This is a genomic window from Micromonospora sp. NPDC006766, from assembly GCF_040636055.1.
Lineage (GTDB): Bacteria > Actinomycetota > Actinomycetes > Mycobacteriales > Micromonosporaceae > Micromonospora.
This window is the reverse complement of sequence record NZ_JBEYIX010000010.1, coordinates 86,126-111,819: the sequence shown is the minus strand read 5'-3', so window position 1 is coordinate 111,819 and position 25,694 is coordinate 86,126. Positions and strand designations below refer to the sequence as shown.

Here is a 25,694-nt window from a genome sequence, read left to right as displayed (position 1 = left end):
GTAGCCCGGCGTCATGGAGCTGGTCGAGGAGTCGCCGTACCGGTTCCGGATCGACCGGCGCGACCCGATGCGGGTCCCTGGGGTGGTTCTCGCGTCCCGGTCGCTGTTGCCGGACGCCCGGGCGGACAGGTCGCTGGAACAGGTGGCGAACGTGGCCACCCTGCCCGGCATCGTCGGCGCCTCCTACGCCATGCCGGACGTGCATCTGGGTTACGGCTTCCCGATCGGCGGGGTCGCCGCCACCGATGTCGAGGCCGGCGGGGTGGTCTCGCCCGGCGGGGTGGGCTTCGACATCTCCTGCGGCGTGCGGCTGCTCACCGCGAGCCTCGACCGCGCCGAGCTGCGCTCCCGCTCCCGCCTCAACGCGCTGATGGACGGCCTGAGCGAGGCCACCCCGCGCGGCATGGGCAAGGGCGCGGTGTGGCACCTGGCCGACGGCGCCGAGCTCGACGCCCTGCTGCGCGGCGGCTCCCGCTACGCCGTGGAGCGCGGCTACGGGGTGCGGCGCGACCTGGACCGGTGCGAGGACTACGGCGCGGTCGGCGACGCGAACCCGGCGCAGGTCAGCGAGCGGGCGGTGCAACGGGGCGCGGGCCAGGTCGGCAGCCTCGGCTCGGGCAACCACTTCCTCGAGGTGCAGGCGGTGGCGGAGGTGTACGACGAGCCGGTGGCCGGCGCGTTCGGGCTGCGGGCCGGACAGGTCTGCGTCATGATCCACTGCGGTTCGCGGGGGCTCGGCCACCAGATCTGCACCGACTACGTCCACGCCATGGAGAAGGCGATGCCCGGGTACGGCATCCACGTGCCCGACCGGCAGCTCGCCTGCGCGCCGGTGTCGTCCCACGAGGGGCGGGCCTACCTTGGGGCGATGGCCGCTGCGGCGAACTACGCGCGGGCCAACCGCCAACTGCTGCACCACGCCGCCCGTCAGGTCTTCGAGCGGGTCGTCGGGTGCGACCTGAGCCTGGTGTACGACGTGTCGCACAACCTCGCGAAGATCGAGACCCACGGTGTCGACGGCGACCAGCGGCGGCTGTGCGTACACCGCAAGGGCGCCACCCGGGCGTTGCCGCCGGGCCACCCGGATCTGCCGGACGACCTGCGCCCGGTGGGGCAGCCGGTGCTGATCCCCGGGTCGATGGGCACCGGCTCGTACGTGCTGGTCGGCACGCCGGGGGCGCCCGCCTTCGCCTCCACCTGCCACGGCGCGGGTCGTACGCAGAGTCGCAAGCAGGCGACCAGGGCGGTGGGCGGGCATGATCCGCGCCGGGAGCTGGAGGCGCAGGACATCGCGGTACGGGGCAGGTCCCGGCGCGGGTTGGCCGAGGAGATGCCGGCCGCGTACAAGGACATCAACGCCGTTATCGAGGCGACCGAGGGAGCCGGGCTCTGCCGGCGGGTGGCCCGGCTCGTCCCGGTCGGCGTGGTGAAAGGCTGACCCGGCGGGTCAGCCGGTCACACGTCCAGCGTCACCGCGCAGGACCAGCCGTCCCGGTCGGGGCCGAAGCGCAGCTCGTGCAGGGCCACCGCCTTCGGGACCGCGCCGACCAGCTCCACCGCGTCGGCGTCGACCGTCCACCACCGCACCAGCAGCCCGCCGCCGTCGGTCGAGCGCACCTCGGTGGCCAGCGGCAGCACGCCCGCCGTCTCCAACCGGAAGATCACTTCGTCGAGCACGGCCACCAGCATGTCCGCGTCGTCGCCGGGCGGCACGGCGAAGTCGGTCTCGGCGGTCGCGTCCGCGCCGGCGACGTCGACGAAGCTGTCGAGCATCGCGGCCACCGCCTCGGCAACGCAGCCCTCCCGGTCCGACGCCCACGCCTCGATCCGCACGTCGGCGGTGTGCGGCACGTTCCGGTGCCCCCGCGCCGGTCGTCGCTCCATGACCTGATCCTGCCGCCGCCGCTCGGTCGCCCACCGGGTTTTGTCGCATCGGTCGGCTAGCGTGCCGGACTTGACATCCTCCCGGCCCTGAAGGTGCCGGGATTCCCACGGTTGCCCGTGGGGTTTCCTGTTTCATCGCCGACCGCCTGTCCGGGAAAACTTCTTCCCTTGAGGTCTTACATCAGCTCCGCAGGCGTTTTACCTCTCCGCCAGCCCGGCGGCGAGGATGTTCTGCCACCCTGCGCTCTGAGAAGGTCGGTGCGGACAGCCTCGGCCGCACGGTCGAGCTGGCCCGACGGTGGGGCACCAGCGCTGCCGCCGACGCGCAGCTCGCGGCCGCGCTGCGCGAGCTGCACGGCGAGCCGGTCGACACCGACGACCCCCGCCAGGTGGCGGACGAGGCGTCTCCCTCGCCGCCGAGGGTGGCCTGCTGCCCGAGCGCGACCCGCGAGGCGCGGGGATCGCCCGTTCGCCGCGAACGCCCGCCGGCTGCGCACCGGCGAGATCAGCGCCGCCGAGTTCCACGAGATCCTGCACACCGACGACCACGGACGCGGGGAGGCGGCCTCCTGACGCCCCGCGCCGTGGGCGGCATGCCTCAGCCGGCCGCCGCCCGCGCCGTCGGGAATACCGGCGCGTCGGCGGTCAGCACCGCCGTCCGGGCCGGCAGCTGCCACCTGTCCTCCAGCGCCGACGACAGCTCCGCGAGCATCCGGGGCACCGTTTCCGCCGCGCCGTCGTGCAACGCCTCGATGACCACCAGCACCTCGGTGGTGTCGTTCCGGACCGCCGAGGTGCCGCTCTGCCGGTGCGTCCAGCGCCGGGAGTGCGCCCGGCCGGCCGAGTCCGCGAAGATCACCTCGCCCCGCTCGGGGCGCTCGTCATCGCCACCGCCGAGGGCCAGGTAGGTCTCCTCGCCGGTCGCCGGCCGCACCGCCAGGTCGCCGGCGATCCGGTCGACGTCCAGGACGGCAACCGGCACCGCGTACCCGAGGGAGAGGGCGTTGCCCAGGTCGACCAGCGGGTGCAGCCGCGGCAACGCGCCGTCGCGGCGGAAGCGGCGCAGCAGCGATTCGGCCGCGCAGCGGTAGCGGGTCGGCGGCAGACCCATCCGCGCGAAGGCCCGCCGCCATGCCTGGATCTCCGGAAAGCCGCCCTCCGGGCCGCCGGCGAGCCGGGCCCGGGCGGTGTCGGCGTGCCGGGCGAGCAGCGGACCGACGTCGACGGCAGGGGTGACGCCGGTGGCGTGCAGGACGCCGCAGACCAGCTCGGGAAAGGCCGACCAGACCTGCGGGGCGTGTTGGAAACGCACGCGGTGCTCCTATCGGGCGGTGAGGGCCAGGCCGAGACCCAGCGCGAGGAAGCTGCCGGCGACACCACGGCGCAGCAGCGCGATCAGCCGGGGCCGGGCGAGGATCCGACGCCGCAGTGTGCCGGCCAGCACACCGAGGCCGGCGAAGGCCACGAGCGTGATCAGCATGAAGACCCCGCCGTGCAGCAGCATTCGGCTGGTAGCCGCGGGTGCGTCCGGCGGCACGAACTGCGGCAGGAAGGCCACGAAGAACACGGTCACCTTCGGGTTGAGCAGGTTGATCAGCACCCCGTCGAGGACCAGCCGGCCGGCCGAGCGGGGCGGGCGCGCGTCGTCGACCGGCAGCGGACCCCGGTCGCGCAACGCGGACCAGGCCATCCACAGCAGGTACGCCACCCCCAGCCAGGTCAGCACCCGGAATGCCGGGGTGCCGGCGCGCAGCACGGCGGCCAGACCGGTGACCGCCGCCGCCAGGTGCGGCACGAGGCTGATCGTGCCACCGACGGCGGCGAGAACGCCGGCGCGCCGGCCCGCGCTGAGCGCGGTGGAGAGCGTATACACCACCCCGGTGCCCGGTGTGGCCACCACGACCAGCGTGGTCAACAGAAAAGCGATGCTCACGCACCCCAGCCTGCGCTCACAATGGACCCGTGGACAGAGCCAAACCGATGCCGGCTGAAGAGTCCATAACGGCTGGCGCGGATTTCCTCCAGCTCGATGTGGGTCAGGCCCCGCCCGGTGGGCGAGCCGACTGGCTCGCCGCGCGGCTGCGCGCGGCCATCGCCGACGGTCGGGTGCCGGTGGGCGCACGCCTGCCGGCCAGCCGGGTGCTCGCCGCCGAACTGGGCGTCTCCCGGGGAGTCGTGACCGAGGCGTACCAGCGGCTCACCGAGGACGGTCACGTGGTGGGGCGCGGCCGGGCCGGCACGGTCGTGGTGGCCACGCCCGCCGCGGTGGTCACCCCCGCGCCGCGGCCACCCGCCCCGGCCGAGGTGTTCACCGGCCCGCCGGGCACCGACATCTTCGACGCGCTGCGCACCGCCGCGGCGGAGCTCGACCTGACGCCCGGCGTACCCGATCTGGCGGCCTTTCCCCGCGCGGCCTGGCTGCGCGCGGAACGCGCGGTGCTGCACCGCCTCGCGCCCGCCGCCTTCGGGTACGGCGACGCGACCGGCGAGCCCGTGCTGCGGCTGGCGGTGGCCACCTGGCTGGCCCGCAACCGGGGCATCCAGGTCGACCCGGCCGAGGTGGTGATCGTCGCCGGGGTGTCCCAGGCGCTCGGCCTGCTCGCCCAGGTGCTGCACGCCGACGGCGTCCACACCGTGGCCGTGGAGGACCCCGGCTCCCTCGGCGTACGCCAGCACCTGCGCAACTGGCGGCTGGACACCCCGCCCGTGCCGGTCGACGGGCACGGCCTGCGCGTCGACCGGCTGGCGGCCACCGGCGCCCCGGCGGTGATGCTCACCCCCGCCCACCAGTTCCCGACCGGGGTGGTGCTGGACGGGGACCGGCGCCGGCGGCTGTTGCGCTGGGCGCAGCGGGGCGGCCTGGTCATCGAGGACGACTACGACGCCGAGCACCGCTACGACCGGCCGCCCGTGCCGGCGCTGCGCGGCATGCTCCCCGGGCGGGTCTGCTACACCGGCAGCGTCTCCAAGCTGCTCGCCCCGGCGCTGCGGATCGGCTGGGTGCTGGTGCCGCCCCGGCTCCACGACGCGCTGGTGGCCGCCAAACGGATGGCCGACCTCGGCAACGCGGCCCTGCCCCAGCTCGTGCTGGCCGAGCTGATGGACTCCGGCGCGCTGGAACGCCACCTGCGGCTGCTGCGCCGCCGGCACGTACGTCGCCGGGACGCGATGATCCGGGCGATCCGAGACCACCTGCCCGGGGCGGTCGTGCACGGCGCCGCCGCCGGCCTGCACCTGATGGTCACCCTCGACGGCGGCGTCGACGACGTGGCGCTGGCCGCCGCGGCGCTGCGCCGGGGCGTCAAAGTGCAGCCGCTGTCCTGGCACGGGCAGCGACCGCAGCCACCCGGCCTGGTGCTCGGCTACGCCGCCAATTCACCCGGCGACATCGAGCGCGCCATCACCACCATCGCCGCAGCCCTCCGTGACCTCCCCTGAGACCGCCCCAACCCCTTCGGTGCCCACGGGACCGTCCCAACCGCAAGGCCGGGATTGCTGACACCCAACTACGGAATCAGCAACGGTGGTAGAGGGCGGTGAGGGCGGCGGCGGTGTCGGCGAGGCGGTCGCGCAGGGCGGCGGGGGAGAGGACCTCCACCTCGGCGCCGAGCCGCAGCAGGTCGCCGTGGGCGTGGGTGAGCGACTCGATCGGGATGACGGCGTGGACCCAGCCGGCCTGGTCCGGCGGGCCGGCGGTGGCGTCCACCGCGGCGACCACCGGGCCGGCGGCGATCTCCCGCAGCCGTGCCCGGCCGCGCGGGGAAAGCCGGACGGTGGCCTCGTCCTGGTGCAGGCGGGCCCGGAAGTCCGCCACGTGGGCCCGCCACCAGGTGGGCAGGTCGAACTCGGGCCGGTCGAACGGCTCGTCGAGCGGGGTCAGGTCGAGGATCTGATTGACCCGGTAGGTGGCCGGTTGGGCCCGGTCCGGCCGGGCCGCCACCACATACCAGCGGCCACCCTTGAGCACCAGGCCGTACGGCTCCAGGACCCGGGTCGCCTCGCCGGCCCAGCTGCGGTAGCGGACCCGGACCCGGTGCTGCCGCCACACCGCCTCCGCCGTCGACGCGAGGTACGGCGACGGGTCCCCGTCGGAGTACCACCCGGGGGTGTCCAGGTGGAAACGCTGTTCGAGCCGGGCGGCCCGGTCGGCCAGCGGGGTCGGCAGCGCGGCCCGCAGCTTGAGCTGAACGGCGGCGACGACCGACTGGTAGCCCAGCTCGGCGGCCGGCCCGGGCAGCCCGGCGAAGAGGAGCCGATCGGCCTCCTCGGCGGTGAGCCCGGTCAGCCGGGTCCGCCAGCCGTCGACCAGCTGGTAGCCCCCGGCGTGGCCGGCCTCCCCGTACAGCGGAATGCCGGCGGCGTGCAGCGACTCCACGTCCCGGTAGATGGTGCGGACGGAGACCTCCAGGCGGCGCGCCAGCTCGGCGGCGGTGAGCCGGCCGTGGGCCTGCAACAGCAGCAGGATCGACAGGAGACGACTGGCCCGCATCCACTGACACTAGCTGTCAGGGGACCGGTCCTACCGTGCGGGCATGGCATTTCAGGACAAGGAACTGACCGCCCCGGCGGCTGTCGAGGTCGCCGGACGGCACGTCAAGCGCTACCACATCGACCAGCCCGATCGCCGCCTCGAACCCGCCGTGGTCGACGCCGCGTACGCCTACCTGCCGAAGCTGCTGCCGGAACCGGACGGGAGCACACCGCCGGCGAGTTGGGTGGTGCTGCACCGGGGCGCGGACACCGGGGCGTACCTGCTGGCGTACAGCTGGTTCTGGGACAACGTGGTGGAGTGCCGGATCGCGGTCGCCGGCCAGCCCGCACTGGACTGCCCGGACGACAACCCCGCGCACTTCGTCCCGATGGACCGCCCGGGGGTGGGCTGCGTCTGGGAACTGGGCGTGCTGGAGCACGAGCGGGCCGCCTGGGTCCGCCACCTGCTCGCCCCGGACGAGCCGGACCTGGCCGGCTACCTGGCCGACACCCGCGCCGAGGGGCCGGTGGGCCGCTGATGGGCGACTTCGACTTCCTCGTCGGGACCTGGGACGTGACCAACCGGCGGCTGACCAAGCGGCACGTCGGCAGCGACGACTGGGACGAGTTCCCCGGCACCTCGGTGGCGCACCAGTTCGTCGACGGCGTCGGCGTGTTCTACGCCGACGACACCGACGAGGGCGGCCGGTGCGCTGCCGCTTCATCTGGTCCGGAATCACCCCGACCTCATGCCGCTGGGAACAGGCGTTCTCCACCGACGGCGAGCGCACCTGGGAAACGAACTGGACCATGGACTTCACCCGGGCCGGCTGACCCGCGCGTCGGCACGGTACTGTCCGGTTCACCGCCGCCGAACCGGAGACGCCATGGCCGACCACGTCGACGTGCTCATCGTCGGTGCCGGGCTCTCCGGCGTCGGCGCCGCCGTCCACCTGCAACGCGACTGCCCGGGTAAGACCTACACGGTGCTCGAGGCCCGGGGCGCCATCGGCGGCACCTGGGACCTGTTCCGCTACCCGGGCGTCCGCTCCGACTCCGACATGTTCACCCTCGGCTACTCGTTCAAGCCGTGGACCGACCCGAAGGCGATCGCCGACGGCGAGGCCATCCGGGCGTACGTGCGCGAGACCGCCCAGGAACACGGAGTGCAGGAGCACATCCGCTTCCACCACCGGGTGGTCCGCGCCGAATGGGACAGCGGCACCGCCCGCTGGACCGTGCACGCCCACCGCGACGACACCGGCGAGGACGTCCTCCTCACCTGCGCGTTCCTGTTCACCTGCGCCGGCTACTACCGCTACGACTGCGGCTACACACCCGAGTTCCCGGGCGTCGACCGGTACGCCGGCCGGCTCGTGCACCCGCAGCACTGGCCAGAGGACCTCGACTGGACCGGCAAGCGGGTGGTGGTGATCGGCAGCGGCGCCACCGCGGTCACCCTGGTTCCGGCGATGGCGCACCGGGCCAGCCACGTCACCATGCTTCAACGCTCACCCACGTACGTCATCGCGCTGGCCTCGCGCGACCCGCTCGCCGACGCGCTGCGGCGCTGGCTGCCGGCGAGGGCCGCGTACCCGGTGGTGCGGTGGAAGAACGTGCTGGCGGGGGTGCTCACCTTCCGGCTCAGCCGGCGTGCCCCGGGCCTGGTGAAACGGTACCTGCGCCGGGCCGCGCAGGGCCGGCTGCCGGCCGGGTACGACATCGACCGGCACTTCGCGCCCCGCTACGACCCCTGGGACCAGCGGATGTGCGTGGTCCCCGACGGGGACCTCTTCGCCGCGGTCAGCCAGCGGCGTGCCTCGGTGGTCACCGACACCATCGACACCTTCACCGAGCGGGGCATCCGCCTCGACTCCGGTGAGGAACTGCCCGCCGACATCGTCGTCACCGCCACCGGTCTCCACCTGCTCGCCCTCGGCGGCATGACCGTGACCGTGGACGGCGTCGAGGTGGACCTCGCCGGGACGGTGGCCTACAAGGGCATGATGCTCTCCGGCGTGCCCAACTTCGCCCTGACCCTCGGCTACACCAACGCCTCGTGGACACTCAAGGCCGACCTAGTCGCCACGTACGTCTGCCGGCTGCTGCGCCACCTCGACGCCACCGGCCAGCAGATCGTCACCCCGCTCGTCCCCGACTCGGACGAGCTGTCGCCGATCATCGACCTCAGGTCCGGGTACGTGCTGCGCGCCGTCGACCAGCTGCCCAAGCAGGGCCCGAGGGCGCCGTGGCGGCTGCACCAGAACTACCCCCGGGACGTGCTGTTGATGCGGCACGGCCGGCTCACCGACGCGGGCGTCCGCTTCTCCCGGGCCGGCGACGCCGCTCGGCCCACCGCACCCGTCACCCGAGCCGACAGGAGCACTTCGGATGCGTGACTTTGTCTTCTCCGGCGGCACGGCGGTGGTGACCGGCGCGGCCAGCGGCATCGGCGAGGCCCTCGCGTACGGGCTGGCCCGGCGCGGCGCCGACCTGGTCCTGCTGGACCGGGACGCGCAGCGGCTCGACTCGGTGGTCGCCGCGATCCGCGCCGCCCACCCCGACCGGCGGATCGACACCCACCTGGTCGACCTCGCCGACGCCGACGCCACCGACCGGGTGGCCGCCGAACTGCGCCGCCGGCATCCCCGGATCCGGCTGCTGGTCAACAACGCCGGGGTGGCCCTGGGCGGCCGGTTCGACCAGGTCACCCTGGACGAGTTCCTCTGGGTCATCGAGATCAACTTCCGGGCCGTGGTGCGGCTCACCCACGCGCTGCTGCCCGCGCTCAAGGCCGAGCCCGGCGCGCACCTGGTCAACATCTCCAGCCTGTTCGGGTTGATCGCGCCCGCCGGCCAGACCGCCTACTCGGCCAGCAAGTTCGCCGTCCGCGGCTTCACCGAGGCGCTGCGGCACGAACTGGTCGACGACGGCATCGGGGTCACCTCGGTGCACCCCGGCGGCATCCGGACCCGCATCGCGGCCAGCGCCCGGGTGGGCAGCGGCGTCCCCCGCGCCGAGTTCGAGGCCGGCCGCCGGCAGTTCGAGAAGCTGCTCGTCATCGACCCGGCGAAGGCCGCCGAGGTGATCCTGCGCAACGTGCAGCGCCGCCGGGGACGGGTGCTGATCGGCTGGTCGGCGAAGCTGCCCGACCTGCTCGCCCGGGTCGCGCCCGGCTCGTACGGGAAGGTCCTGGCGCTGGCGACGAAGGGCACCGCAACCCGGGTGCCCGCGCCGCGTCCGGCCGCATCCGACGCGGAGCGGTCAGCGTGACCGTCGCGCTGCCGCCGGCCGACGAGCTGATGGTCGCTGGCCGGCGGGTCCGCTGCCGGATCACCGGCGACGGCCCGCCGGTGGTGCTGCTGCACGGCATCGGCCGCACCCTCGACGACTTCGCCGACCAGCACGAGCTGCTGGGTCGCGACCACCGGGTGATCAGCGTGGACCTGCCCGGCCACGGCGGCAGCGCGCCGCTGCAGCCGCCGCACACCCTCCCCGCCCTGGCCGCGGCCGTCGCCGAGACCCTGGACGCTGCCGGGGTCACCGGCCCGGCGCACCTGGTCGGCAACTCCCTCGGCGGGGCGGTGGCGATGCGGATCGCCGCCGACGACCCGGCCCGGGCGGCGAGCCTGGTGCTGGTCAACAGCGCCGGCTTCGGCCGGCAGGTCACCGTGGCGCTGCGGCTGCTCGCGCTGCGCCCGCTGGGCCGGCTGCTGCTGCGCCCGCACCCGGCGATCGCCCGCCGCGTCGAGCGGGCCATCTTCCACGACCCGGCGTACGTCACGCAGGAACGCGTCGCCACCGCCCTCGCGGTGGCCCGGCAGCCGCACTCCGCCCGGGTGATGCTGGAACTGGTCGGCAGCCTGGGCACCTGGCGGGGCGTACGACCGCGCTGGCGGGAGGAGCTGCTCGACGCGGTGGCCGCGCTGGACCTGCCCACGCTGGTCGTCTGGGGCGACCGGGACCTGATCCTGCCGGCCAGCCACCTGGCCAACGCCCGCGCCCGGCTGCCGAAGGCCCGCTGCCACCTGTTCCGAGACACCGGGCACATGCCGCAGGTCGAGCGGGCCGCGGCGTTTCACGCGCTGGTCACGCAGTTCTGGTCGCGTCCCGCAGCCGGTTAGGGCTGGCGCATCTGGTCCTCGATGAGCGTCAGCAGGGCGCGGTGCGTGTCGTGGTCCGCGGCCACCAGCAGCCCGCCCGCGCCGGTGTGCAGCGGCTGGCCCTGCAGGTCGGTCACCAGGCAACCGGCGGCCCGGCACAGGGCGATCCCGGCGGCGAAGTGCACGCTGTCGCGCAGGTGGCCGTCGGTCACGTACGCCGCGCGCCGACCGGCGGCCACCCAGGCCACCGCGAGGGTCGTGGACACCACCCGCGGCCGGAACCGCGCGACGAACCCCGGGTGCCCGAGCAACCGGGCGGCCTGGAACGCGGGTCCGTTCGGAAACGGCGGGTCGAGGTTGACGTCCACGAGCCGCGACTCGGCGGAGGGGGTGAGCGGCTCGTCCACCCCGTCGCGGCGGACCCGGGCCGGGCCGCCGTCGGTCCAGAACACCTCCCCGGCGAACGGGTCGGCCGAGGCGACCACCGTGATGTCGGCGCCGGCGCGCAGGGCCACGTTCACCGCGACCAGCGGCATCCGTGCCGCGTAGTTGAGGGTGCCGCACAGCGGGTCGACCAGCCAGGTGCGGTCGACGGTGGTGGGCCCGGTGCGTCCGCTCTCCTCCCCGAGCACCGCGTCGTCGGGCCGGGCGGCCCGGATGACGTCGAGGATCGCCTGTTCGGCCTCGACATCGGCGGCGGTGGCGAAGTCGCCCCCGGACTTGTCCACGCGTTCGAGCGATGTGCCGTACCGGCCACGCACGACATCGGCTCCCGCCTGCGCCGCGGCAATTGCCACGTTCCGATCCATGATCGACATTTGGGCAGTGTAGGTCGGCCGGTGCGGGAGGTGCGCGAGCGGCCGAGGCGGGAAGACCACCGGCATGACCGAGGTGACCCTCTTCCTCGCCGGCGACGTGATGACCGGCCGGGGCGTGGACCAGATCCTGCCGCATCCGGGGCCGCCCGCGCTGCGGGAGCCGGCCGTCACCGACGCCCGCCGCTACGTCGAGCTGGCGGAATCCGTCAACGGTCCGGTGCCGCGACCGGCGCCGCCCGAGTGGCCGTGGGGCGAGGCGCTGCGCCTGCTGGACGCGCTGCGCCCGGACGTCCGGATCGTCAACCTGGAGACGTCGGTGACCGGGCGCGGCGGGTACGCCCCCGGCAAGGACATCCACTACCGGATGCACCCGGCGAACCTGGCCTGCCTCACCGCCGCCCGGCTCGACGTGTGCGTGCTGGCCAACAACCACGTCCTCGACTTCGGCCCGGCCGGGCTGGCCGACACGCTCGACACCCTGCGTGCGGCCGGCATCCGGACCGTGGGCGCCGGTCGGGATGCCGACGAGGCGTGGCAACCGGCCGTGGTGCCGCTTCCCGACGGCCACCGGCTGCTCGTCTGGGCGGTCGGCGCACCCTCCAGCGGCGTGTACCCGCAGTGGGCGGCGGCCGACGGGCGGACCGGAGTGGCATATCTGCCGGACGTGTCGGCGGCGTCGGCCGCCGCGCTCGCCGAACGGATCGCCCGGGAGGCCGGGCCGAGGGACCTGGTGGTGGTCTCGGTGCACTGGGGCTCGAACTGGGGGTACGAGGTGCCGCCCGAACATGTCCGCTTCGCGCACGCGCTGATCGACGCCGGGGTGCACCTGGTGCACGGCCACTCGTCGCACCATCCGCGCCCGATCGAGCGGTACCGAGGACGCCTCGTGCTGTACGGCTGTGGCGACCTGATCGACGACTACGAGGGGATCGGCGGGCAGGAGTCGTATCGGCCGCAGCTGCGGCTGCTGCACCTGCCCACGCTCGACCTGGACACCGGTGAGCTGCGCCGGCTGCGTCTGGTGCCGGTGCGGACGCGCCGGATGCGGCTCGAACTGGCCGCCCCGGACGAGGCCCGCTGGCTGGCCGACCTGCTCGACGGGCTCGGCGCGCCCTGCCGGACTCGGTTCGCGCTCGCCAACGACGACCTGATCACCCTGAACCCGGAGTGAACGGCCCGCCCGTCGCGGTCTTCCTCCGGGTACGCCCGCACGCCGCTGGCAGATCTTGGAGAGTTGCCGTTCCTCGTGAACGGCAGCTCTCCAAGATCCGCAGATGCCGCTGGCCGGCACCCGTGTTCGGGTGCCGGCCAGCGGCGTTGTGTCAGCTGTTCCAGTACTGGGCGACCAGGTCGGCGGCCTGCTGCTCCCACTGGGCGTAGGCATCCGGGTACGCCGACACCTGCACCGTCTGCGCGGCCTTGGTCAGCGGCATGTCCTGCCACCCGTCAACCTGCTTCAAACCCTTCAGGAACGCGGTCGTCGCATACTCCGGATCGGTGATCTGCTCCGGGCTGCCCCAACCCGAGCTCGGGCGCTGCTGGAACAGACCCAGCGAGTCATGGTCATTCTGGTCACCCAGGTGGCCCAGGTTCTCCAGCTTCGACTCCTGCAGACTCGTGGCGATCGAGATCACCGCCGCCCGCTCGGGCAGGCCGGCCTTCTTCGTCGCCGCGATGATCGCCTTCACATTCGCGACCTGCTCACCGTTCAGATCGATCTTCGACTGCGCGCCCTGCACGGCCGGCTTGCCGGCCTGCACCGCGGCCACCGGGGCGGCCTGCACCGGCTCGGCAGCATGAGCGGCGATCGGACCGGCGAACACACCACCGGTGAAAGCCAGACCAGCAACACCAAGAATGCTCTTACGCAGCATCGAGTTCATAACCAGAAGCTCCATTCGGGGGTTGGCACGCGACCCGGGGGTCAGGTCACGCGCAAGCACCACGTCAGGCGCTCAAAACAAGGGGAAAAAGTCTCTGCCCGGCCGGCTCGCGGGGCGGGGCCTCTTCGCGGCGCCGGGACCATGTACAACGACCGGCTGCCCACCAACATTCCGGGCCCGCACACCCGCCTCACCGACAGGGGCGTCTTCCTCGGCCGTGCACCCGGGTTCAACCACCCCGACCCGCCCGCCATTCCGGCCGGCGGACGTCCCACGGCCACACCCAAGAACCGGACATTCACCCCAAGCCAGCAGGGACGTACCCCGGGACACCGGACACGCGGGTGGCGCGTGCGGACGGCGAGCGCGCACGACGCGGGTCAGGCGGCGGGCCAGTCCTGGGAGGCCATACGTGGCGAGGCCGCCCCGGGCGGGGCGGCCTCAAGCCAGGAAAGGAAACCGGTGACCGTGGAGCGCGCCATGGCGATCTCGACCGGCGCATGATGACTGGTACAGCGCAAAATGACCCAGTCCGCCGGCATCGAGAACTGCTCCTGCCCCTCGGGCAGCCGGCGTCGTTCCACGGCGAGCCCCTTACGGGAGAGCACTCGCTTGGGCCGAAGCGCGAAGCTGAACATGCGGTACCAGCGGAGTTCGTCGCCGACAAAACGGCCGAAGCCGGGTGACCAGCCTCGGCCGTCGAGAATCGTGGAAACCCGGACGCTGAGTCGGATGATGCCTCCGCTGCGGGTGAACAAGGCCCGCCGGACGAAGAGGATCATCAGCGCGGCGAACACGACCGCGATGCCGATTCCGATCCCTTCCAGAATCTCCATCGGCGGGTCGGCTCAGCGCGCCGGAGTGGCCGGGGTGGCGCTCTCGGCGAGGACCGTGACGCCCTCACCGGTCACCGACAGAAAACCGCCGGCGACGTCGTACGCGAGCTGCTGGCCCCCGGGCTGCTTGATGCGTACCTGGCAGGGCTCGGCGAGCTGGCCTAGCAGGGGCGCATGCCCCGGCAGCACACCCAGCTCGCCCTCGGTCGTCCGGGCGACGACCATCTCGGCCTCGCCGGACCAGACCTTCTCCTCGACGGCTACAAGCTCGACGTGAAGCTGCTGTGCCACGCTGTCTCCTTGCTGCGGCGGCGGATTGCCGAAAGTCTAGTCGCGGCCCCGAGCGTCACCCAACGCGGGTGGCGAGACCTGCGACACGGTCACCGAGCCCGGCACCCGCGGGGATCCGCTGGCGCTCAGGCTAGCTGCTCTTCTGCTTGTATCGGGGCGCTCCAGCAGGAACCGCGTCAATCTGTCGCTGGTGCTGCTGCCGGCCGTGGTCGGAGTCCGGCACGCCGTTGCGCGGGTACCGCTGACGCGCGTAGTCCAGCGCCTGCCCGCCGTCGAGGTGGGCGTTGCCCTTCGGGTACACGTCCTGCGGGCTCGCGTCGACGACCTTCTGCACGGTCCTCAGGATGGCATGGCGGGACTGAACAGACAGAGGCCGCCCCGACGGTGTCGGGGCGGCCTCTGCGAAGGTGCCGAGGGCTCAGCCCTCCATCAGCTCCTTGGCCTTGGCCTCGAGGTCCTCCAGGCCGCCGCACATGAAGAAGGCCTGCTCGGGGAAGTGGTCGTACTCGCCCTCGCTGATCTTCTTGAACGCGTCGATGGTCTCCTTGATCGGGACCGTCGAGCCCGGCACGCCGGTGAACTGCTCGGCGGCGTAGGTGTTCTGCGACAGGAAGCGCTCGATCCGCCGGGCCCGCTGCACGGTGATCTTGTCTTCCTCGGAGAGCTCCTCGATACCGAGGATGGCGATGATGTCCTGCAGGTCCTTGTAACGCTGCAGGATCCGCTTCACCTCGGTGGCCACCTGGAAGTGCTCCTGGCCGACGAACTCCGGGGCGAGAATCCGGGACGAGGACGCCAGCGGGTCCACGGCCGGGTAGATGCCCTTGTCGGAGATCGACCGCTCCAGGTTGGTGGTCGCGTCCAGGTGAGCGAACGTGGTGGCCGGCGCCGGGTCGGTGTAGTCGTCGGCGGGCACGTAGATCGCCTGCATCGAGGTGATGGCCTGGCCCCGGACGGAGGTGATCCGCTCCTGGAGCTCGCCCATCTCGTCGGCCAGGGTCGGCTGGTAACCCACGGCGCTCGGCATCCGGCCGAGCAGCGTGGAAACCTCGGAACCGGCCTGGGTGAAGCGGAAGATGTTGTCGATGAAGAGCAGCACCTCCTGCTTCTGCACGTCGCGGAAGTATTCCGCCATGGTCAGCGCGGAGAGGGCGACCCGCAGCCGGGTGCCCGGCGGCTCGTCCATCTGGCCGTAGACCAGCGCGGTCTTGTCGATAACGCCGGACTCGGTCATCTCGGCGATGAGGTCGTTGCCCTCACGGGTGCGCTCACCCACGCCGGCGAAGACCGACGTACCACCGAAGTTACGGGCGACCCGGGTGATCATCTCCTGGATGAGCACCGTCTTGCCCACGCCGGCGCCGCCGAACAGGCCGATCTTGCCGCCCTTGACGTACGGGGCGAGCAGGTCGATGACCTTGATGCCGGTCTCCAGCATCTCGGTCTTCGGCTCCAGGTCCGCGAAGGCCGGGGCCTTGCGGTGGATCCCCCAGTGGTCGTCCGGGTTGAGCGTCTCGCCCTCGGTGAGGTTGAGGCACTCGCCGATCGCGTTGAACACGTGGCCCTTGACCGCGTCGCCGACCGGCACGCTGATCGGCGAGCCGGTGTCGCGCACCTCGGCGCCGCGGACCAGGCCGTCGGTCGGCTGCATCGAGATGGCGCGGACCAGGTTGTCACCCAGGTGCTGGGCGACCTCCAGGGTCAGCGTCTTCTCGCCGCCGGAGAGCGTCACGTTGACGTGCAGGGCGTTGAACAGGTCCGGCATGCCGTCGCGCGGGAACTCGGCGTCGACGACCGGGCCGATGACCCGGACCACGCGACCGGTGGCCGTCTTGGTCTCTACTGGGGCAGTCATCACACTTCACTTCCCGACGCGGCCAGCGCGTTGGCGCCGCCGACGATCTCGCTGATCTCCTGGGTGATCCCGGCCTGGCGGGCCGAGTTCATCTCACGCGTGTACTTCTCGATCATCTCTTCGGCGTTGTCGGTGGCGCTCTTCATCGCCCGCCGCCGGGCCGCCGATTCGCTCGCCGCCGATTCCAACAACGCCGCGTAGATCCGCGTGTTGATGTACTTCGGCAGCAACGCGTCGAGCAGCGCTTCCGCCTCCGGCTCGAACTCGTACGCCGGGAGCAGCCCCTGGGGGGCCTCCGACCGCGGCCGCTCCTCGACCTGCATCGGCCCGATGATCCGGGTCACCGGCGTCTGGGTCATCAGCGACTTGAACTCGGTGTAGACGATGTGCAGCTCGTCGATGCCGAGCACGCCGTCCGCGCCGGGGCCGCCGTCCACGTCGTCCGCACCGCCCACGAACGCCTTGATCAGCGTCTCGCCCACCTCGCGGGCGTCGGCGAAGGACGGCTGCTCCGAGAAGCCCGTCCAGCTCGCCTCGATGTCTCGGTTGCGGAAGCGGTAGAACGTGACGCCCTTGCGGCCGATGACATAGAGCACCGGCTCCTTGCCGTCGGCACGAAGCCGGGCGATCAGCGACTCCGCGGTCTTGATCGCGTTCGAGCTGTAACCGCCGGCCAGGCCCCGGTCGCTGGTGACCAGCAGGACGCCCGCCCGCCGCACCCGCTCACGCGGGGTGAGCAGCGGGTGGTCGATCCGCGCGTTGGAGGCCAGCGCCGTGAGCACGCCGGTGATCGCCTTGGCGTACGGCAGGGACGCCGCCACCCGGGCCTGGGCCTTGGCGATCCGGCTCGTCGCGACGAGCTCCATCGCCTTGGTGATCTTCTTCATCGACTTCGCCGAGCGGATCCGTTGACGAAGAACGCGTACCTGGGCGGCCATGGTCAGCTCTCAGCCGGGCGGTCGGTCGAGCCGTCGCGGAAGCGGGTCACCGTCTCGCGGGTCTCCTCGCCCTCCAGCGCCTTGGCCGGGGCCTCGTTGATCCGCACCTCGTCCTCCTTGCCCAGGAAGACCTGCTTGAACTCGGTGATGGCCGAGTCGAGCGAGGCGATGATCTCGTCGTTCCACTGGTTGTCCGCGATCCCGGCCAGGACGCCGGCGTGCTTGTGCCGGAGGTACTGCAGGAACTCCGACTCGAAGCGGCGGATCTCGCCGACCGGGATGTCGTCCAGCTTGCCCTCGGTGCCGGCCCAGACCGAGACGACCTGCTCCTGCACCGGGTACGGCGAGTAGTTCGCCTGCTTGAGCAGCTCGACCAGGCGGGAGCCGCGCTCCAGCTGGGCGCGGGAGGCCTTGTCCAGGTCGGAGGCGAAGGCGGCGAACGCCTCCAGCTCGCGGAACTGGGCCAGGTTGAGCCGGAGCGAGCCGGCGACCTTCTTCATCGGCTTCACCTGCGCGGCGCCACCGACCCGGGAGACCGAGGTGCCGACGTTGATGGCCGGCCGGACGCCCTGGTTGAACAGGTCGGTCTCCAGGAAGATCTGGCCGTCGGTGATGGAGATGACGTTGGTCGGGATGAACGCCGAGATGTCGTTCGCCTTGGTCTCGATGATCGGCAGACCGGTCATCGAGCCGCCGCCCAGCTCGTCGGAGAGCTTGGCGCAGCGCTCCAGCAGCCGGGAGTGCAGGTAGAAGACGTCACCCGGGTACGCCTCACGGCCCGGCGGACGGCGCAGCAGCAGCGACACGGCCCGGTACGCCTCGGCCTGCTTGCTCAGGTCGTCGAAGACGATCAGAACGTGCTTGCCGCCGTACATCCAGTGCTGACCGATGGACGAGCCGGTGTACGGGGCGAGGTACTTGAAGCCAGCCGGGTCGGAGGCCGGGGAGGCGACGATGGTGGTGTATTCCATCGCGCCCGCCGCCTCCAGCGTCCCCTTGATGGAGGCGATGGTGGAGGCCTTCTGGCCGACGGCGACGTAGATGCAGCGGACCTGCTTCTTCGGGTCGCCGGAGCGCCAGTTGTCCCGCTGGTTGAGGATGGTGTCCAGGGCGACCGTGGTCTTGCCGGTCTTCCGGTCACCAATGATCAGCTGACGCTGACCGCGTCCGATCGGGGTCATCGCGTCAACGGCCTTGAGGCCGGTCTGCAGCGGCTCGTCGACCGACTTGCGGGACATCACGTTCGGGGCCTGGAGCTCCAGCTCGCGGTAGCCCTCGTTCGGGATGTCGCCCAGGCCGTCGATCGGCTGGCCGAGCGCGTTGACCACGCGGCCGAGGAAGGCGTCGCCGACCGGGACGGAGAGCACCCGGCCGGTGCGCTTGACGCGCTGCCCCTCTTCGATGCCGGCGAAGTCACCGAGGACGACGACACCGATCTCCCGGACGTCGAGGTTCAGCGCCACGCCCAGCGTGCCGTCCTCGAACTCCAGGAGCTCGTTGGTCATGGTCGAGGGGAGACCCTCGACGTGGGCGATGCCGTCGCCGGCGTCGGCGACGGTGCCGACCTCCTCACGGGAGACGTCGGCCGTGTAGGAGGAGACGTAACGCTCGAGGGCGCCACGGATCTCCTCCGTCGAGATGGTCAGCTCGGCCATCCTCTGCTTCCTTCAAGTATCAGGGGCCCGGGATACCTAGTACCGACCGGTCCGATGGCGTCGAATCAGGGCTTAGGAGACGCTGGTCAGCGCTTCGCGAGCGCGTTGCGGGTCTCGTTGAGGCGGCGCAGGACGGTGCCGTCGTACAGGTCGGAGCCGACCCGCACACTCACTCCACCGAGCACCTCGGGGTTGACCGTCTGCTTGACGGAAACCTCTCGACCGTACATGGCGGAGAGGCGGGCACCCAGGCGTCGCTCCTCCTCGTCACTCAGCGGGGCTGCCACGGTCACGTACGCGACCTGGCGGTCCCGCCGGTCGGCGGCCAGCTCGACCAGCCGGGTGAGCGCCCCGATGAAGGAGCGTCCCCCGAAACCGGCCAGCGCGGCCTCGACGAGGCGGACGGTGACCGGCCGGGCCTTGCCGGCGAGCAGCTCGCGGGCCAGCGTGGCCCGCCGCTCACCCGAGGCCATCGGGTCGGAGAGCGCGTTGGACAGGTCGGCGGAACCGGAGACGACCTGGCCGAAGCGGAACAGCTCGTCCTCGACCTCGCCCAGCTCGCCGGCCTTGTCGGCGGTCGCCAGGAGCGCCTCGACACCCAGCCGCTCGGTACCGTCGAGCAGTTCCGACGATGCCGACCAGCGGCCGGAGACCAGCGAGACGAGCAGGTCGAGCGCGTCCGCGCCGACCTTGCCGGTCAGGACGCCCGTGAGCAGGCCGGCGCGGTCCTCACCCGAACGGGCCGGGTCCGACAGCGCCCGGCGCAGCCGCGGCTCGCGCCGCAGCAACGCGGCGACGGAGAGGATGTCGTCGGCGGTGGCGGCCACCGCCGACGGCTCCGCGCCGCGGGCGTACGCGTCGAGGCGCTCGGCCCCGACCTTGTACGACTCCCGGCTGGCGGCCTGCATCAGCGGGCCCCCGTGCTCTCGAGACCGCTCAGGAACCGGTCAACGGTGCCCTTGCGACGCGCCTCGTCGGCGAGCGACTCACCGACGATCTTGCTGGCCAGGTCGACCGCGATGGTGCCAACCTCGGTGCGCAGCTCGCGCACGATGGTGGCCCGCTCGGCGGCGAGCTGCTCCTTGCCGGCCGCGATGATCCGGTCGGACTCCTCGCGCGCCTTGGCGAGGACGTCCTGGCGGATGCCCTCGGCATCGGCCCGGGCGTCGTCGCGGATCTTGGCGGCGTCGGTACGCGCCTCCGCGAGCTGCGCCCGGTACTGCTCGAGCAGCTGGTTGGCCTCGGCCTGGGCGGCCTCGGCGCGCTTGATGCCGCCCTCGATCGCGTCGACCCGGGCCTGGAACGTCTGCTCCATGCGCGGGAAGACGAACTTCATCAGCACGAAGCAGAGCACGATGAAGGCGATACCACCGACCACGATCTCTTCCCAGATCGGGAGGATCGGGTTGTGATCAGCAGGCTCGGCTAGGAAGTACATGGAAGACCTCCCGATCTGAGGGACGGGATTACTTGCCAGCCCAGACGAAGCCGAACGCGACGCCGAGCAGGGCCAGGGCCTCGATGACCGCGAAGCCGATCCAGACGTACGGCAGGGTCATCCGGGACGACTCCGGCTGGCGGGCGGTCGACTGGATGTAGGCCGAGAAGACCAGGCCGACGCCGATGCCCGGGCCGATGGCGGCCAGACCGTAGCCGATGGCGGCGGTGCTGCCCGTTACCGCGGCGAGAACGTCCATTGGTGTGTTCCTCCTGGTTATCACGCGTGACTGTCACGCGGGACGACAACGGTTGGTGCGAAGTGGATCAGTGTTCCTCGGCGAGCGCGCCCTGCACGTAGCTGGCGGTCAGCACGGTGAAGACGTAGGCCTGCAGACAGATCACCAGGAACTCGAGGAAGGTCAGCGCGACGGTCATCACCCAGGAGAGCACCGAGACCGGCGCCAGCAGCGCGGTGGCGTTGAGCATCGCGAAGCCGCCGAGCGTGAAGACCAACAGGAGCATGTGCCCGGCGAACATGTTGGCGAACAGACGGACGGCCAGCGAGAACGGCCGGACCAGGAACGTCGAGAACGCCTCGATCGGGATCAGCAGCGGCAGGATGTACCACGGCGCGGGCGGGATCAGCGCGCCCTTGAAGTATTTGCCGAACCCGTGCTTCTTGATGCCCACGTAGTTGAAGAGCACGTAGCTGATGATCGCGAGGAACGCCGGGAAGGCGATGTGCGAGTTCGGCGAGATCTGGAAGAACGGGACGATCGCGAAGAAGTTCGTCAGCAGCACGAAGCAGAAGAGCGTCGTGAAGTACGGCGCGAACCGGACGCCCTGGTGCCCGATCATGTCGACGGCGATGTTGTTCCGCACGAAGCCGTAGATCGACTCGGCGAACCACTGCTTCTTGGTCGGCACCAGCTGCGGCTTGCGGTAGCTGAGCAGGAAGAACAGGATCAGAATCCCGACCGCCAGCCAGACCATGAAGGTGATCTTGGTGAACCAGTAGGAATTGTGCGCACCCCAGGGTGCGATGCTGGGCAGGTAGAAGTCCTCCACGCTGGGTGGGAAATTTGCCTCGCCCTGTGCAAGGACGTTCACCTGTCCGAACACCGCGTCCCTTCCTATTCAGGCGTACCGAGCTTACGGACGACCAGGATGATCCCCCCGGTCATGCCGAGCACGATCCCGATACCGGTGGCGATGCCACTGGTATCGAGCCAACGGTCGACCAGCCAGCCGACGAAGCCCCAGACGAGCATGCCCCCGATGAGGTACGAGAGCGCGGTCCAACCCTGACCGGCACCGGACGGAACGTCGCCCGGGCCGCCAGCGCTGGGGGGTTTCTGGTCACCGGCCATGACGGGGCGAACGATATCAGTCGAGAAGACAAGGCTGTGCCACACCCCCCGCACAACCTGGTTGTGCGGGACACGGGTGGGCGAAGTCGTCTGGAGGAAACCTACTCCCCTCCCGCCCCTGAGAGAATGACCGATCGCGGACACATCGGCGTGCCGTCCGAAGCGTGGGACGGCACGCCGGGCGTCCGCAGGTCAGGGGCGGGACCGCCGGGCGTGGACGGTGGTCAGCCACCAGATGTGCACCCCGGTCCAGACCGCGACGCCCGCCGCGATGCCCAGGCAGAACGGGATCAGCCCCGGCCAGCCGGTCGCGGCCACCAGGACCATCACCGCCCCGAGGAGGGTCATCTTGGCCACGTACACACCGACCCCGAAGGGCAGCACCAGCTGCGGGTCGCGGGCGTCGGCCCAGGCCAGCACGACGGTGGTGAGCGTGTAGCTGAGTGCGGTGACGGCGACCCCGAGCGCCGCGCCGAGCGCGCCGTCCGCGCCCTGGCTCACCCCGCCGACCACCGCCGCCGCCGCGGCCAACACCACGGACGCGATCAGCAACACCGGCAGATGACGCAGCCGCCAGCCACGGTCCGCGGTCGCCTCCGCCGCGTGCGCCCCGGGCTCAGCCACGGGGGTACGCCGGGAAGGCGGTGACCAGCTCGGTCACGTCGGCGGCGATCCGGGCCAGCTCGTCGGTGCCCCCGGGTGCCTCCGGGTCGGTGCGGACCGCCCGGGCGATGAGCGCGGCGATCGTGCGCATCTCGCCCTCCCGCATGCCCTGGGTGGTGACGCTCGGCGTGCCCACCCGCAGGCCGGAGGCGACCATCGGCTTCTGCGGGTCGTACGGGATGGCGTTCTTGTTGAGCGTGATGCGCGCGGCGTCGCAGCGCGCCTCCGCGTCCGCCCCGGTCACCCCGAGCGCGCGCAGGTCGATCAGGGTCAGGTGGGTGTCGGTGCCGCCGGAGACCGGCCGCATGTCCTCGGCGGCCAGGCCCGCGGTGAGCGCTCGAGCGTTGTTGATCACCTGGGCAGCGTACGCGCGGAACTCGGGCTCGGCCGCCTCGCGCAGCGCGACCGCCTTGGCCGCGACGGCGTGCATCAGCGGGCCGCCCTGGGTGAACGGGAAGACCGCCTTGTCGATCCGGGCGGCCAGCGACTCCCGGCAGAGGATCATGCCGCCGCGCGGGCCGCGCAGCACCTTGTGGGTGGTGGCGCAGACCACGTCGGCGTACGGCACCGGGGACGGGATCGCCTGGCCGGCGACCAGGCCGATGAAGTGCGCGGCGTCCACCATCAGGTACGCGTCGACCTCGTCGGCGATCTCCCGGAACCGGGCGAAGTCGATCAGCCGCGGGTAGGCCGTCGCGCCACAGATGATCATCTTGGGCCGGTGCGCCCGGGCCAGGTCGCGTACCTCGTCGTAGTCGATCAGCTCGGTGTCCGGGCGGACCCGGTAGCCGACCGCGTGGAACCACTTGCCGGAGAAATTCACCCGGCTGCCGTGGGTGAGGTGGCCGCCGTGCGGCAGATCCATCGCCAGCACGGTGTCGCCCGGCTGCACCAAGGCGGCGTACGCGGCCAGGTTGGCGCTGGCGCCCGAGTGCGGCTGGAGGTTGGCGTGCTCGGCGCCGAAGAGCTCCTTCGCCCGGGCGATGCCGATCTCCTCGGCCCGGTCCACCTCGGCGCAGCCGCCGTAGTAGCGCCGGCCCGGATAGCCCTCGGCGTACTTGTTGGTCAGCGTGGAGCCGAGGGCGGCCAGCACGGCCGGGGAGGTCAGGTTTTCGCTGGCGATCAGCTGCAACCCGCCGCGCAGCCGCCCCAACTCCCCCAACACCACCCCGGCTATCTCCGGGTCTACGCGCCTGAGCTGCTCAAAGTCCGGCCCCCAAAAGGCGCCCGCCACATTCCCCACAACCCCCAAGTCTACGAACCCCCCATCCACCCCACGCCCCGCCTTCGCGCGATCTTGCAGTTTCGGCCCCCGGTTCGCGGCTTACCTCCGTTTCGCCCCGGCAGCACCTGCAAGATCGCCGGGGGTTAGTCGCCGGGATGGGGGGTGGTGCGGTTGAAGGCGGTGGTTTGGGTGGGGGGGATGAAGTCGAGCACCGGTTGGTCACGGAGGGCGTACGCCAGCAGCTTGCCCACGGCGGTGACCTGCCGGGCCTGCACGCCGCCGCCGACGGCGTCCCCGGGATCGTCCGGGTTGGCGGCGATGGTGGCGACGGTGAGCTGCGGGGTGAAGGCGACCAGGGTTTCCGTCGCGTTCCCGTCCGAGCTGCCGGTCTTGCCGCCGAGTGGGCGACGGAGCGTGGGCCGCAGTTCCTCGGCGGTGCCGCCGTCACAGCGCCGGTACATCGACTGGTCGCCGACCGGGCAGCGGGCCGCGTCGGCCGCCGCCCGGGCCACGTCGGTGTCGAGCACCTGCCGGCAGTCCGGGCTGCCGGCGGCGATCTTGCGGCCCGAGGAGTCGGTGATGGAGGTCACCGGGGTGGGACGGCACCAGACCCCCTCGGCGGCCACCGTCGCATACGCCCCGGCCAGGTCGAGCGGGGTGGTGTCGACGACGCCGAGGGTAAACGGACCCCAGCCCTTCGCCCCCTCACGGGCCAGCCGGGCGTCCTCGGGCGAGCGCAGCACTATGCCCAGCCGCTCGGCCATCTCCACCACCCGGTCCGCGCCCACCTGCTGGGTCAGCCAGGCGAAGTAGGTGTTCACCGACCGGCCGAAGGCGCTCCACATGGTGCGGGGGCCGTCCATCCAGTCCGGGCTGGCGTTCTCCGGGCACCACCGGCCGCCACAGCTGGCCGGCCCGGAACCGGTCGCATAGTTGGTGACGAACACGGACGGGGCGTCGAACCTGGTGTCCAGCGGCAGCCCGGACTCCAGCGCGGCGAGCATCGCGAAGAGCTTGAAGGTCGAGCCGGCCTGGTAGCCGACGATGCCACCGCCCCCGGCGATGAGCTGGTTGACCGTGTTCGGGTAGTTCTGCTGTCCCTTCGGGTTCGCGGCGACGCTGTAGTTGCGGTTCACCGCCATGGCCAGCACCCGGCCGGTGCCCGGCTGCACCACCGCGGTCGGCGCGGCCCGCTGGTTGGTCACGGCGTAGATCCCGAGCACCTGCTCGATGGTCTTGCTCTGCACGTCGGGGTCGAGCGAGGAGACGATCGACCAGCCACCCCGGCGCAGCGTCTGCTGCCGTTCCTCCGGCGACTGACCGAAGGTGGGCTGGGCGTTCCACCACTGGGTGAACCAGTCGCAGAAGAAGCCCCAGTCGTTGTGATCGGCCGGCACCGCAGCGCAGTCGTTCGGCGTGGCGCTGGGCCGCAGGTTCAAGCTCTCGGCCTTGGCCCGCTCGACGTCCGCGGCGTTGACCTGCCCGGTCTCCACCAGCCGGTCCAGCACGTACGCGCGGCGAGTCAGGGCCGCGTCGGCGTTGCCGTTGATCGGGTCGTCGCTGTTCGGCGAGCGGACCAGCCCGGCCAGCATCGCCGCCTGGGGCAGGGTCAGCCGCGCCGGAGTGGTGGAGAAGTAGCGCTTGCTGGCCGCGGCGACGCCGTACGCCCCGGCGCCGAAGTACGCGATGTTCAGGTAGCGGTTGAGGATCTCATCCTTGCTCAGTTCCCGTTCCAGGGCCAGCGCGTACCGCATCTCACGGATCTTGCGGCTCGCGCTGATCTCGGTCGCTCTGGCCCGATCCTCCTCGGTCAGCCGAGGGTCACTGGCCAGCGCGTTGCGCACGTACTGCATGGTCAGCGTGGAGGCGCCCTGCCGAGTCTCGCCATCCCGGTTGGCAGTCAGGGCCCGCAGCACGCCGCGGATGTCGACGCCGTGGTGCTCATAGAAGCGGACGTCCTCGGCAGCCACGATGGCCTGGCGCATCACCGGTGCCACCTCGGTGACCGGCACGTCCACCCGATCCTCGACGTAGAACGAGGTGATCAGAGTGCGGCCGTCGTTGGCGTAGAGGTTGGAGCGCTGGGCCGGCTGCGCCGTGTGCAGCGACTCCGGCAGCTCGGCGTAGGGCATCAGCCCCTTGAAGCCGAACCCGAACACCAGCGCGGCCGGCAGCGCGGCGGCGGCCAGAACCATTCCGGCGAGCACGCCGGCGAGCAGGACGGTGAACAGCTTGTTGAGATGGGCCCGGTTCATCAGCTCTC

27 protein-coding genes and 1 pseudogene are annotated in these 25,694 nt (G+C 71.8%); 8 read left to right on the top strand and 20 right to left on the bottom strand.

The genetic code is table 11. From position 1 onward, the window contains the following. Window positions 1-13: 13 nt before the first annotated feature. Entirely contained in the window at window positions 14-1,438 is a 1,425-nt protein-coding gene (locus ABZ671_RS13195; RefSeq protein WP_357856049.1) for an RtcB family protein, read from the top strand. Window positions 1,439-1,455: 17 nt separating this feature from the next. Here ABZ671_RS13195 and ABZ671_RS13190 read toward each other — a convergent pair whose 3' ends face one another. From ABZ671_RS13190 to ABZ671_RS13180, 3 genes are all read right to left on the bottom strand, one after another. Continuing rightward, window positions 1,456-1,884 (bottom strand): archease, encoded by a 429-nt coding sequence (locus ABZ671_RS13190; protein WP_357856046.1) that lies wholly within the window; start codon window positions 1,882-1,884, stop codon window positions 1,456-1,458. 598 nt (window positions 1,885-2,482) lie between these two features. Then, window positions 2,483-3,196: a phenylalanine--tRNA ligase beta subunit-related protein gene (locus ABZ671_RS13185; protein WP_357856043.1), complete on the bottom strand. Its 714-nt coding sequence runs from the start codon at window positions 3,194-3,196 to the stop codon at window positions 2,483-2,485. A gap of 9 nt (window positions 3,197-3,205) precedes the next feature. Continuing rightward, window positions 3,206-3,817: a LysE family translocator gene (locus ABZ671_RS13180; RefSeq protein WP_357856040.1), complete on the bottom strand. Its 612-nt coding sequence runs from the start codon at window positions 3,815-3,817 to the stop codon at window positions 3,206-3,208. Window positions 3,818-3,846: 29 nt separating this feature from the next. On the opposite strand from ABZ671_RS13180, the gene ABZ671_RS13175 reads away from it, so the two are divergent. Beyond that, complete coding sequence (locus ABZ671_RS13175; protein WP_357856037.1) at window positions 3,847-5,322, top strand: PLP-dependent aminotransferase family protein; 1,476 nt, start codon at window positions 3,847-3,849, stop codon at window positions 5,320-5,322. Window positions 5,323-5,398: 76 nt separating this feature from the next. Here the strand turns inward: ABZ671_RS13175 and ABZ671_RS13170 are convergent, their stop codons facing one another. After that, window positions 5,399-6,373: a WYL domain-containing protein gene (locus ABZ671_RS13170; RefSeq protein WP_357856034.1), complete on the bottom strand. Its 975-nt coding sequence runs from the start codon at window positions 6,371-6,373 to the stop codon at window positions 5,399-5,401. 43 nt (window positions 6,374-6,416) lie between these two features. On the opposite strand from ABZ671_RS13170, the gene ABZ671_RS13165 reads away from it, so the two are divergent. The 5 genes from ABZ671_RS13165 to ABZ671_RS13145 all read left to right on the top strand — a co-directional run bounded on the left by ABZ671_RS13165 (window position 6,417) and on the right by ABZ671_RS13145 (window position 10,478). Continuing rightward, entirely contained in the window at window positions 6,417-6,893 is a 477-nt protein-coding gene (locus ABZ671_RS13165) for a hypothetical protein (protein ID WP_357856031.1), read from the top strand. Between the two features lie 169 nt (window positions 6,894-7,062). Continuing rightward, on the top strand, window positions 7,063-7,188 hold the full coding sequence (locus ABZ671_RS13160; protein WP_357856029.1) for a hypothetical protein: 126 nt from the start codon (window positions 7,063-7,065) through the stop codon (window positions 7,186-7,188). A 53-nt stretch (window positions 7,189-7,241) separates the two neighbouring features. Beyond that, window positions 7,242-8,753, top strand: a complete 1,512-nt coding sequence (locus ABZ671_RS13155) for an NAD(P)/FAD-dependent oxidoreductase (protein ID WP_357856026.1) — start codon at window positions 7,242-7,244, stop codon at window positions 8,751-8,753. Further along, on the top strand, window positions 8,746-9,627 hold the full coding sequence (locus tag ABZ671_RS13150) for an SDR family NAD(P)-dependent oxidoreductase (protein ID WP_357856023.1): 882 nt from the start codon (window positions 8,746-8,748) through the stop codon (window positions 9,625-9,627). Before ABZ671_RS13155 ends, ABZ671_RS13150 begins: the two co-directional genes overlap by 8 nt. After that, window positions 9,624-10,478, top strand: coding sequence for an alpha/beta fold hydrolase (locus ABZ671_RS13145; protein ID WP_357856020.1), 855 nt, complete (start codon window positions 9,624-9,626; stop codon window positions 10,476-10,478). Before ABZ671_RS13150 ends, ABZ671_RS13145 begins: the two co-directional genes overlap by 4 nt. Here the strand turns inward: ABZ671_RS13145 and ABZ671_RS13140 are convergent. After that, window positions 10,475-11,275: an inositol monophosphatase family protein gene (locus tag ABZ671_RS13140; protein WP_357856017.1), complete on the bottom strand. Its 801-nt coding sequence runs from the start codon at window positions 11,273-11,275 to the stop codon at window positions 10,475-10,477. The two genes, ABZ671_RS13145 and ABZ671_RS13140, sit on opposite strands and share 4 nt — an antisense overlap. 64 nt (window positions 11,276-11,339) lie before the next feature. On the opposite strand from ABZ671_RS13140, the gene ABZ671_RS13135 reads away from it, so the two are divergent. Further along, window positions 11,340-12,446 (top strand): CapA family protein, encoded by a 1,107-nt coding sequence (locus ABZ671_RS13135; protein WP_357856013.1) that lies wholly within the window; start codon window positions 11,340-11,342, stop codon window positions 12,444-12,446. Between the two features lie 151 nt (window positions 12,447-12,597). Here ABZ671_RS13135 and ABZ671_RS13130 read toward each other — a convergent pair whose 3' ends face one another. From ABZ671_RS13130 to ABZ671_RS13060, 15 genes and pseudogenes are all read right to left on the bottom strand, one after another. Continuing rightward, complete coding sequence (locus tag ABZ671_RS13130; RefSeq protein WP_357856146.1) at window positions 12,598-13,158, bottom strand: hypothetical protein; 561 nt, start codon at window positions 13,156-13,158, stop codon at window positions 12,598-12,600. Between the two features lie 380 nt (window positions 13,159-13,538). Further along, window positions 13,539-13,994 carry a DUF2550 domain-containing protein gene (locus ABZ671_RS13125; protein WP_357856010.1) on the bottom strand — a complete coding sequence of 152 codons (456 nt, stop codon included), beginning with the start codon at window positions 13,992-13,994 and terminating at the stop codon, window positions 13,539-13,541. Window positions 13,995-14,006: 12 nt separating this feature from the next. Beyond that, on the bottom strand, window positions 14,007-14,285 hold the full coding sequence (locus tag ABZ671_RS13120) for a F0F1 ATP synthase subunit epsilon (protein ID WP_357856007.1): 279 nt from the start codon (window positions 14,283-14,285) through the stop codon (window positions 14,007-14,009). A 181-nt stretch (window positions 14,286-14,466) separates the two neighbouring features. After that, window positions 14,467-14,592: pseudogene (locus ABZ671_RS13115) on the bottom strand (LCP family protein); the annotation flags it as partial. A 111-nt stretch (window positions 14,593-14,703) separates the two neighbouring features. Further along, window positions 14,704-16,140 (bottom strand): F0F1 ATP synthase subunit beta, encoded by a 1,437-nt coding sequence (gene atpD / locus ABZ671_RS13110; RefSeq protein ID WP_357856004.1) that lies wholly within the window; start codon window positions 16,138-16,140, stop codon window positions 14,704-14,706. After that, window positions 16,140-17,078: a F0F1 ATP synthase subunit gamma gene (locus ABZ671_RS13105; RefSeq protein WP_357856001.1), complete on the bottom strand. Its 939-nt coding sequence runs from the start codon at window positions 17,076-17,078 to the stop codon at window positions 16,140-16,142. Before ABZ671_RS13105 ends, atpD begins: the two co-directional genes overlap by 1 nt. Before the next feature lie 2 nt (window positions 17,079-17,080). After that, window positions 17,081-18,733: a F0F1 ATP synthase subunit alpha gene (gene atpA, locus ABZ671_RS13100; protein ID WP_357855998.1), complete on the bottom strand. Its 1,653-nt coding sequence runs from the start codon at window positions 18,731-18,733 to the stop codon at window positions 17,081-17,083. 86 nt (window positions 18,734-18,819) lie between these two features. Continuing rightward, complete coding sequence (locus ABZ671_RS13095; RefSeq protein ID WP_357855995.1) at window positions 18,820-19,641, bottom strand: F0F1 ATP synthase subunit delta; 822 nt, start codon at window positions 19,639-19,641, stop codon at window positions 18,820-18,822. Continuing rightward, window positions 19,641-20,171, bottom strand: a complete 531-nt coding sequence (locus ABZ671_RS13090; protein ID WP_357855992.1) for a F0F1 ATP synthase subunit B — start codon at window positions 20,169-20,171, stop codon at window positions 19,641-19,643. The genes ABZ671_RS13095 and ABZ671_RS13090 overlap by 1 nt, the downstream gene beginning before the upstream one ends. 28 nt (window positions 20,172-20,199) lie before the next feature. Continuing rightward, on the bottom strand, window positions 20,200-20,430 hold the full coding sequence (locus ABZ671_RS13085; RefSeq protein WP_357855989.1) for an ATP synthase F0 subunit C: 231 nt from the start codon (window positions 20,428-20,430) through the stop codon (window positions 20,200-20,202). 67 nt (window positions 20,431-20,497) lie between these two features. After that, a complete protein-coding gene (atpB, locus tag ABZ671_RS13080) occupies window positions 20,498-21,295 on the bottom strand; it encodes a F0F1 ATP synthase subunit A (protein WP_357855987.1) in 798 nt (265 codons plus the stop codon). An 11-nt stretch (window positions 21,296-21,306) separates the two neighbouring features. Continuing rightward, window positions 21,307-21,543, bottom strand: a complete 237-nt coding sequence (locus ABZ671_RS13075; protein WP_357855984.1) for a hypothetical protein — start codon at window positions 21,541-21,543, stop codon at window positions 21,307-21,309. Window positions 21,544-21,735: 192 nt separating this feature from the next. Further along, window positions 21,736-22,167, bottom strand: a complete 432-nt coding sequence (locus ABZ671_RS13070) for a hypothetical protein (protein WP_357855981.1) — start codon at window positions 22,165-22,167, stop codon at window positions 21,736-21,738. Continuing rightward, entirely contained in the window at window positions 22,160-23,449 is a 1,290-nt protein-coding gene (gene glyA / locus ABZ671_RS13065; protein ID WP_357855978.1) for a serine hydroxymethyltransferase, read from the bottom strand. Before glyA ends, ABZ671_RS13070 begins: the two co-directional genes overlap by 8 nt. A 125-nt stretch (window positions 23,450-23,574) precedes the next feature. Continuing rightward, entirely contained in the window at window positions 23,575-25,686 is a 2,112-nt protein-coding gene (locus ABZ671_RS13060; RefSeq protein ID WP_357855975.1) for a transglycosylase domain-containing protein, read from the bottom strand. Window positions 25,687-25,694: the final 8 nt, after the last annotated feature.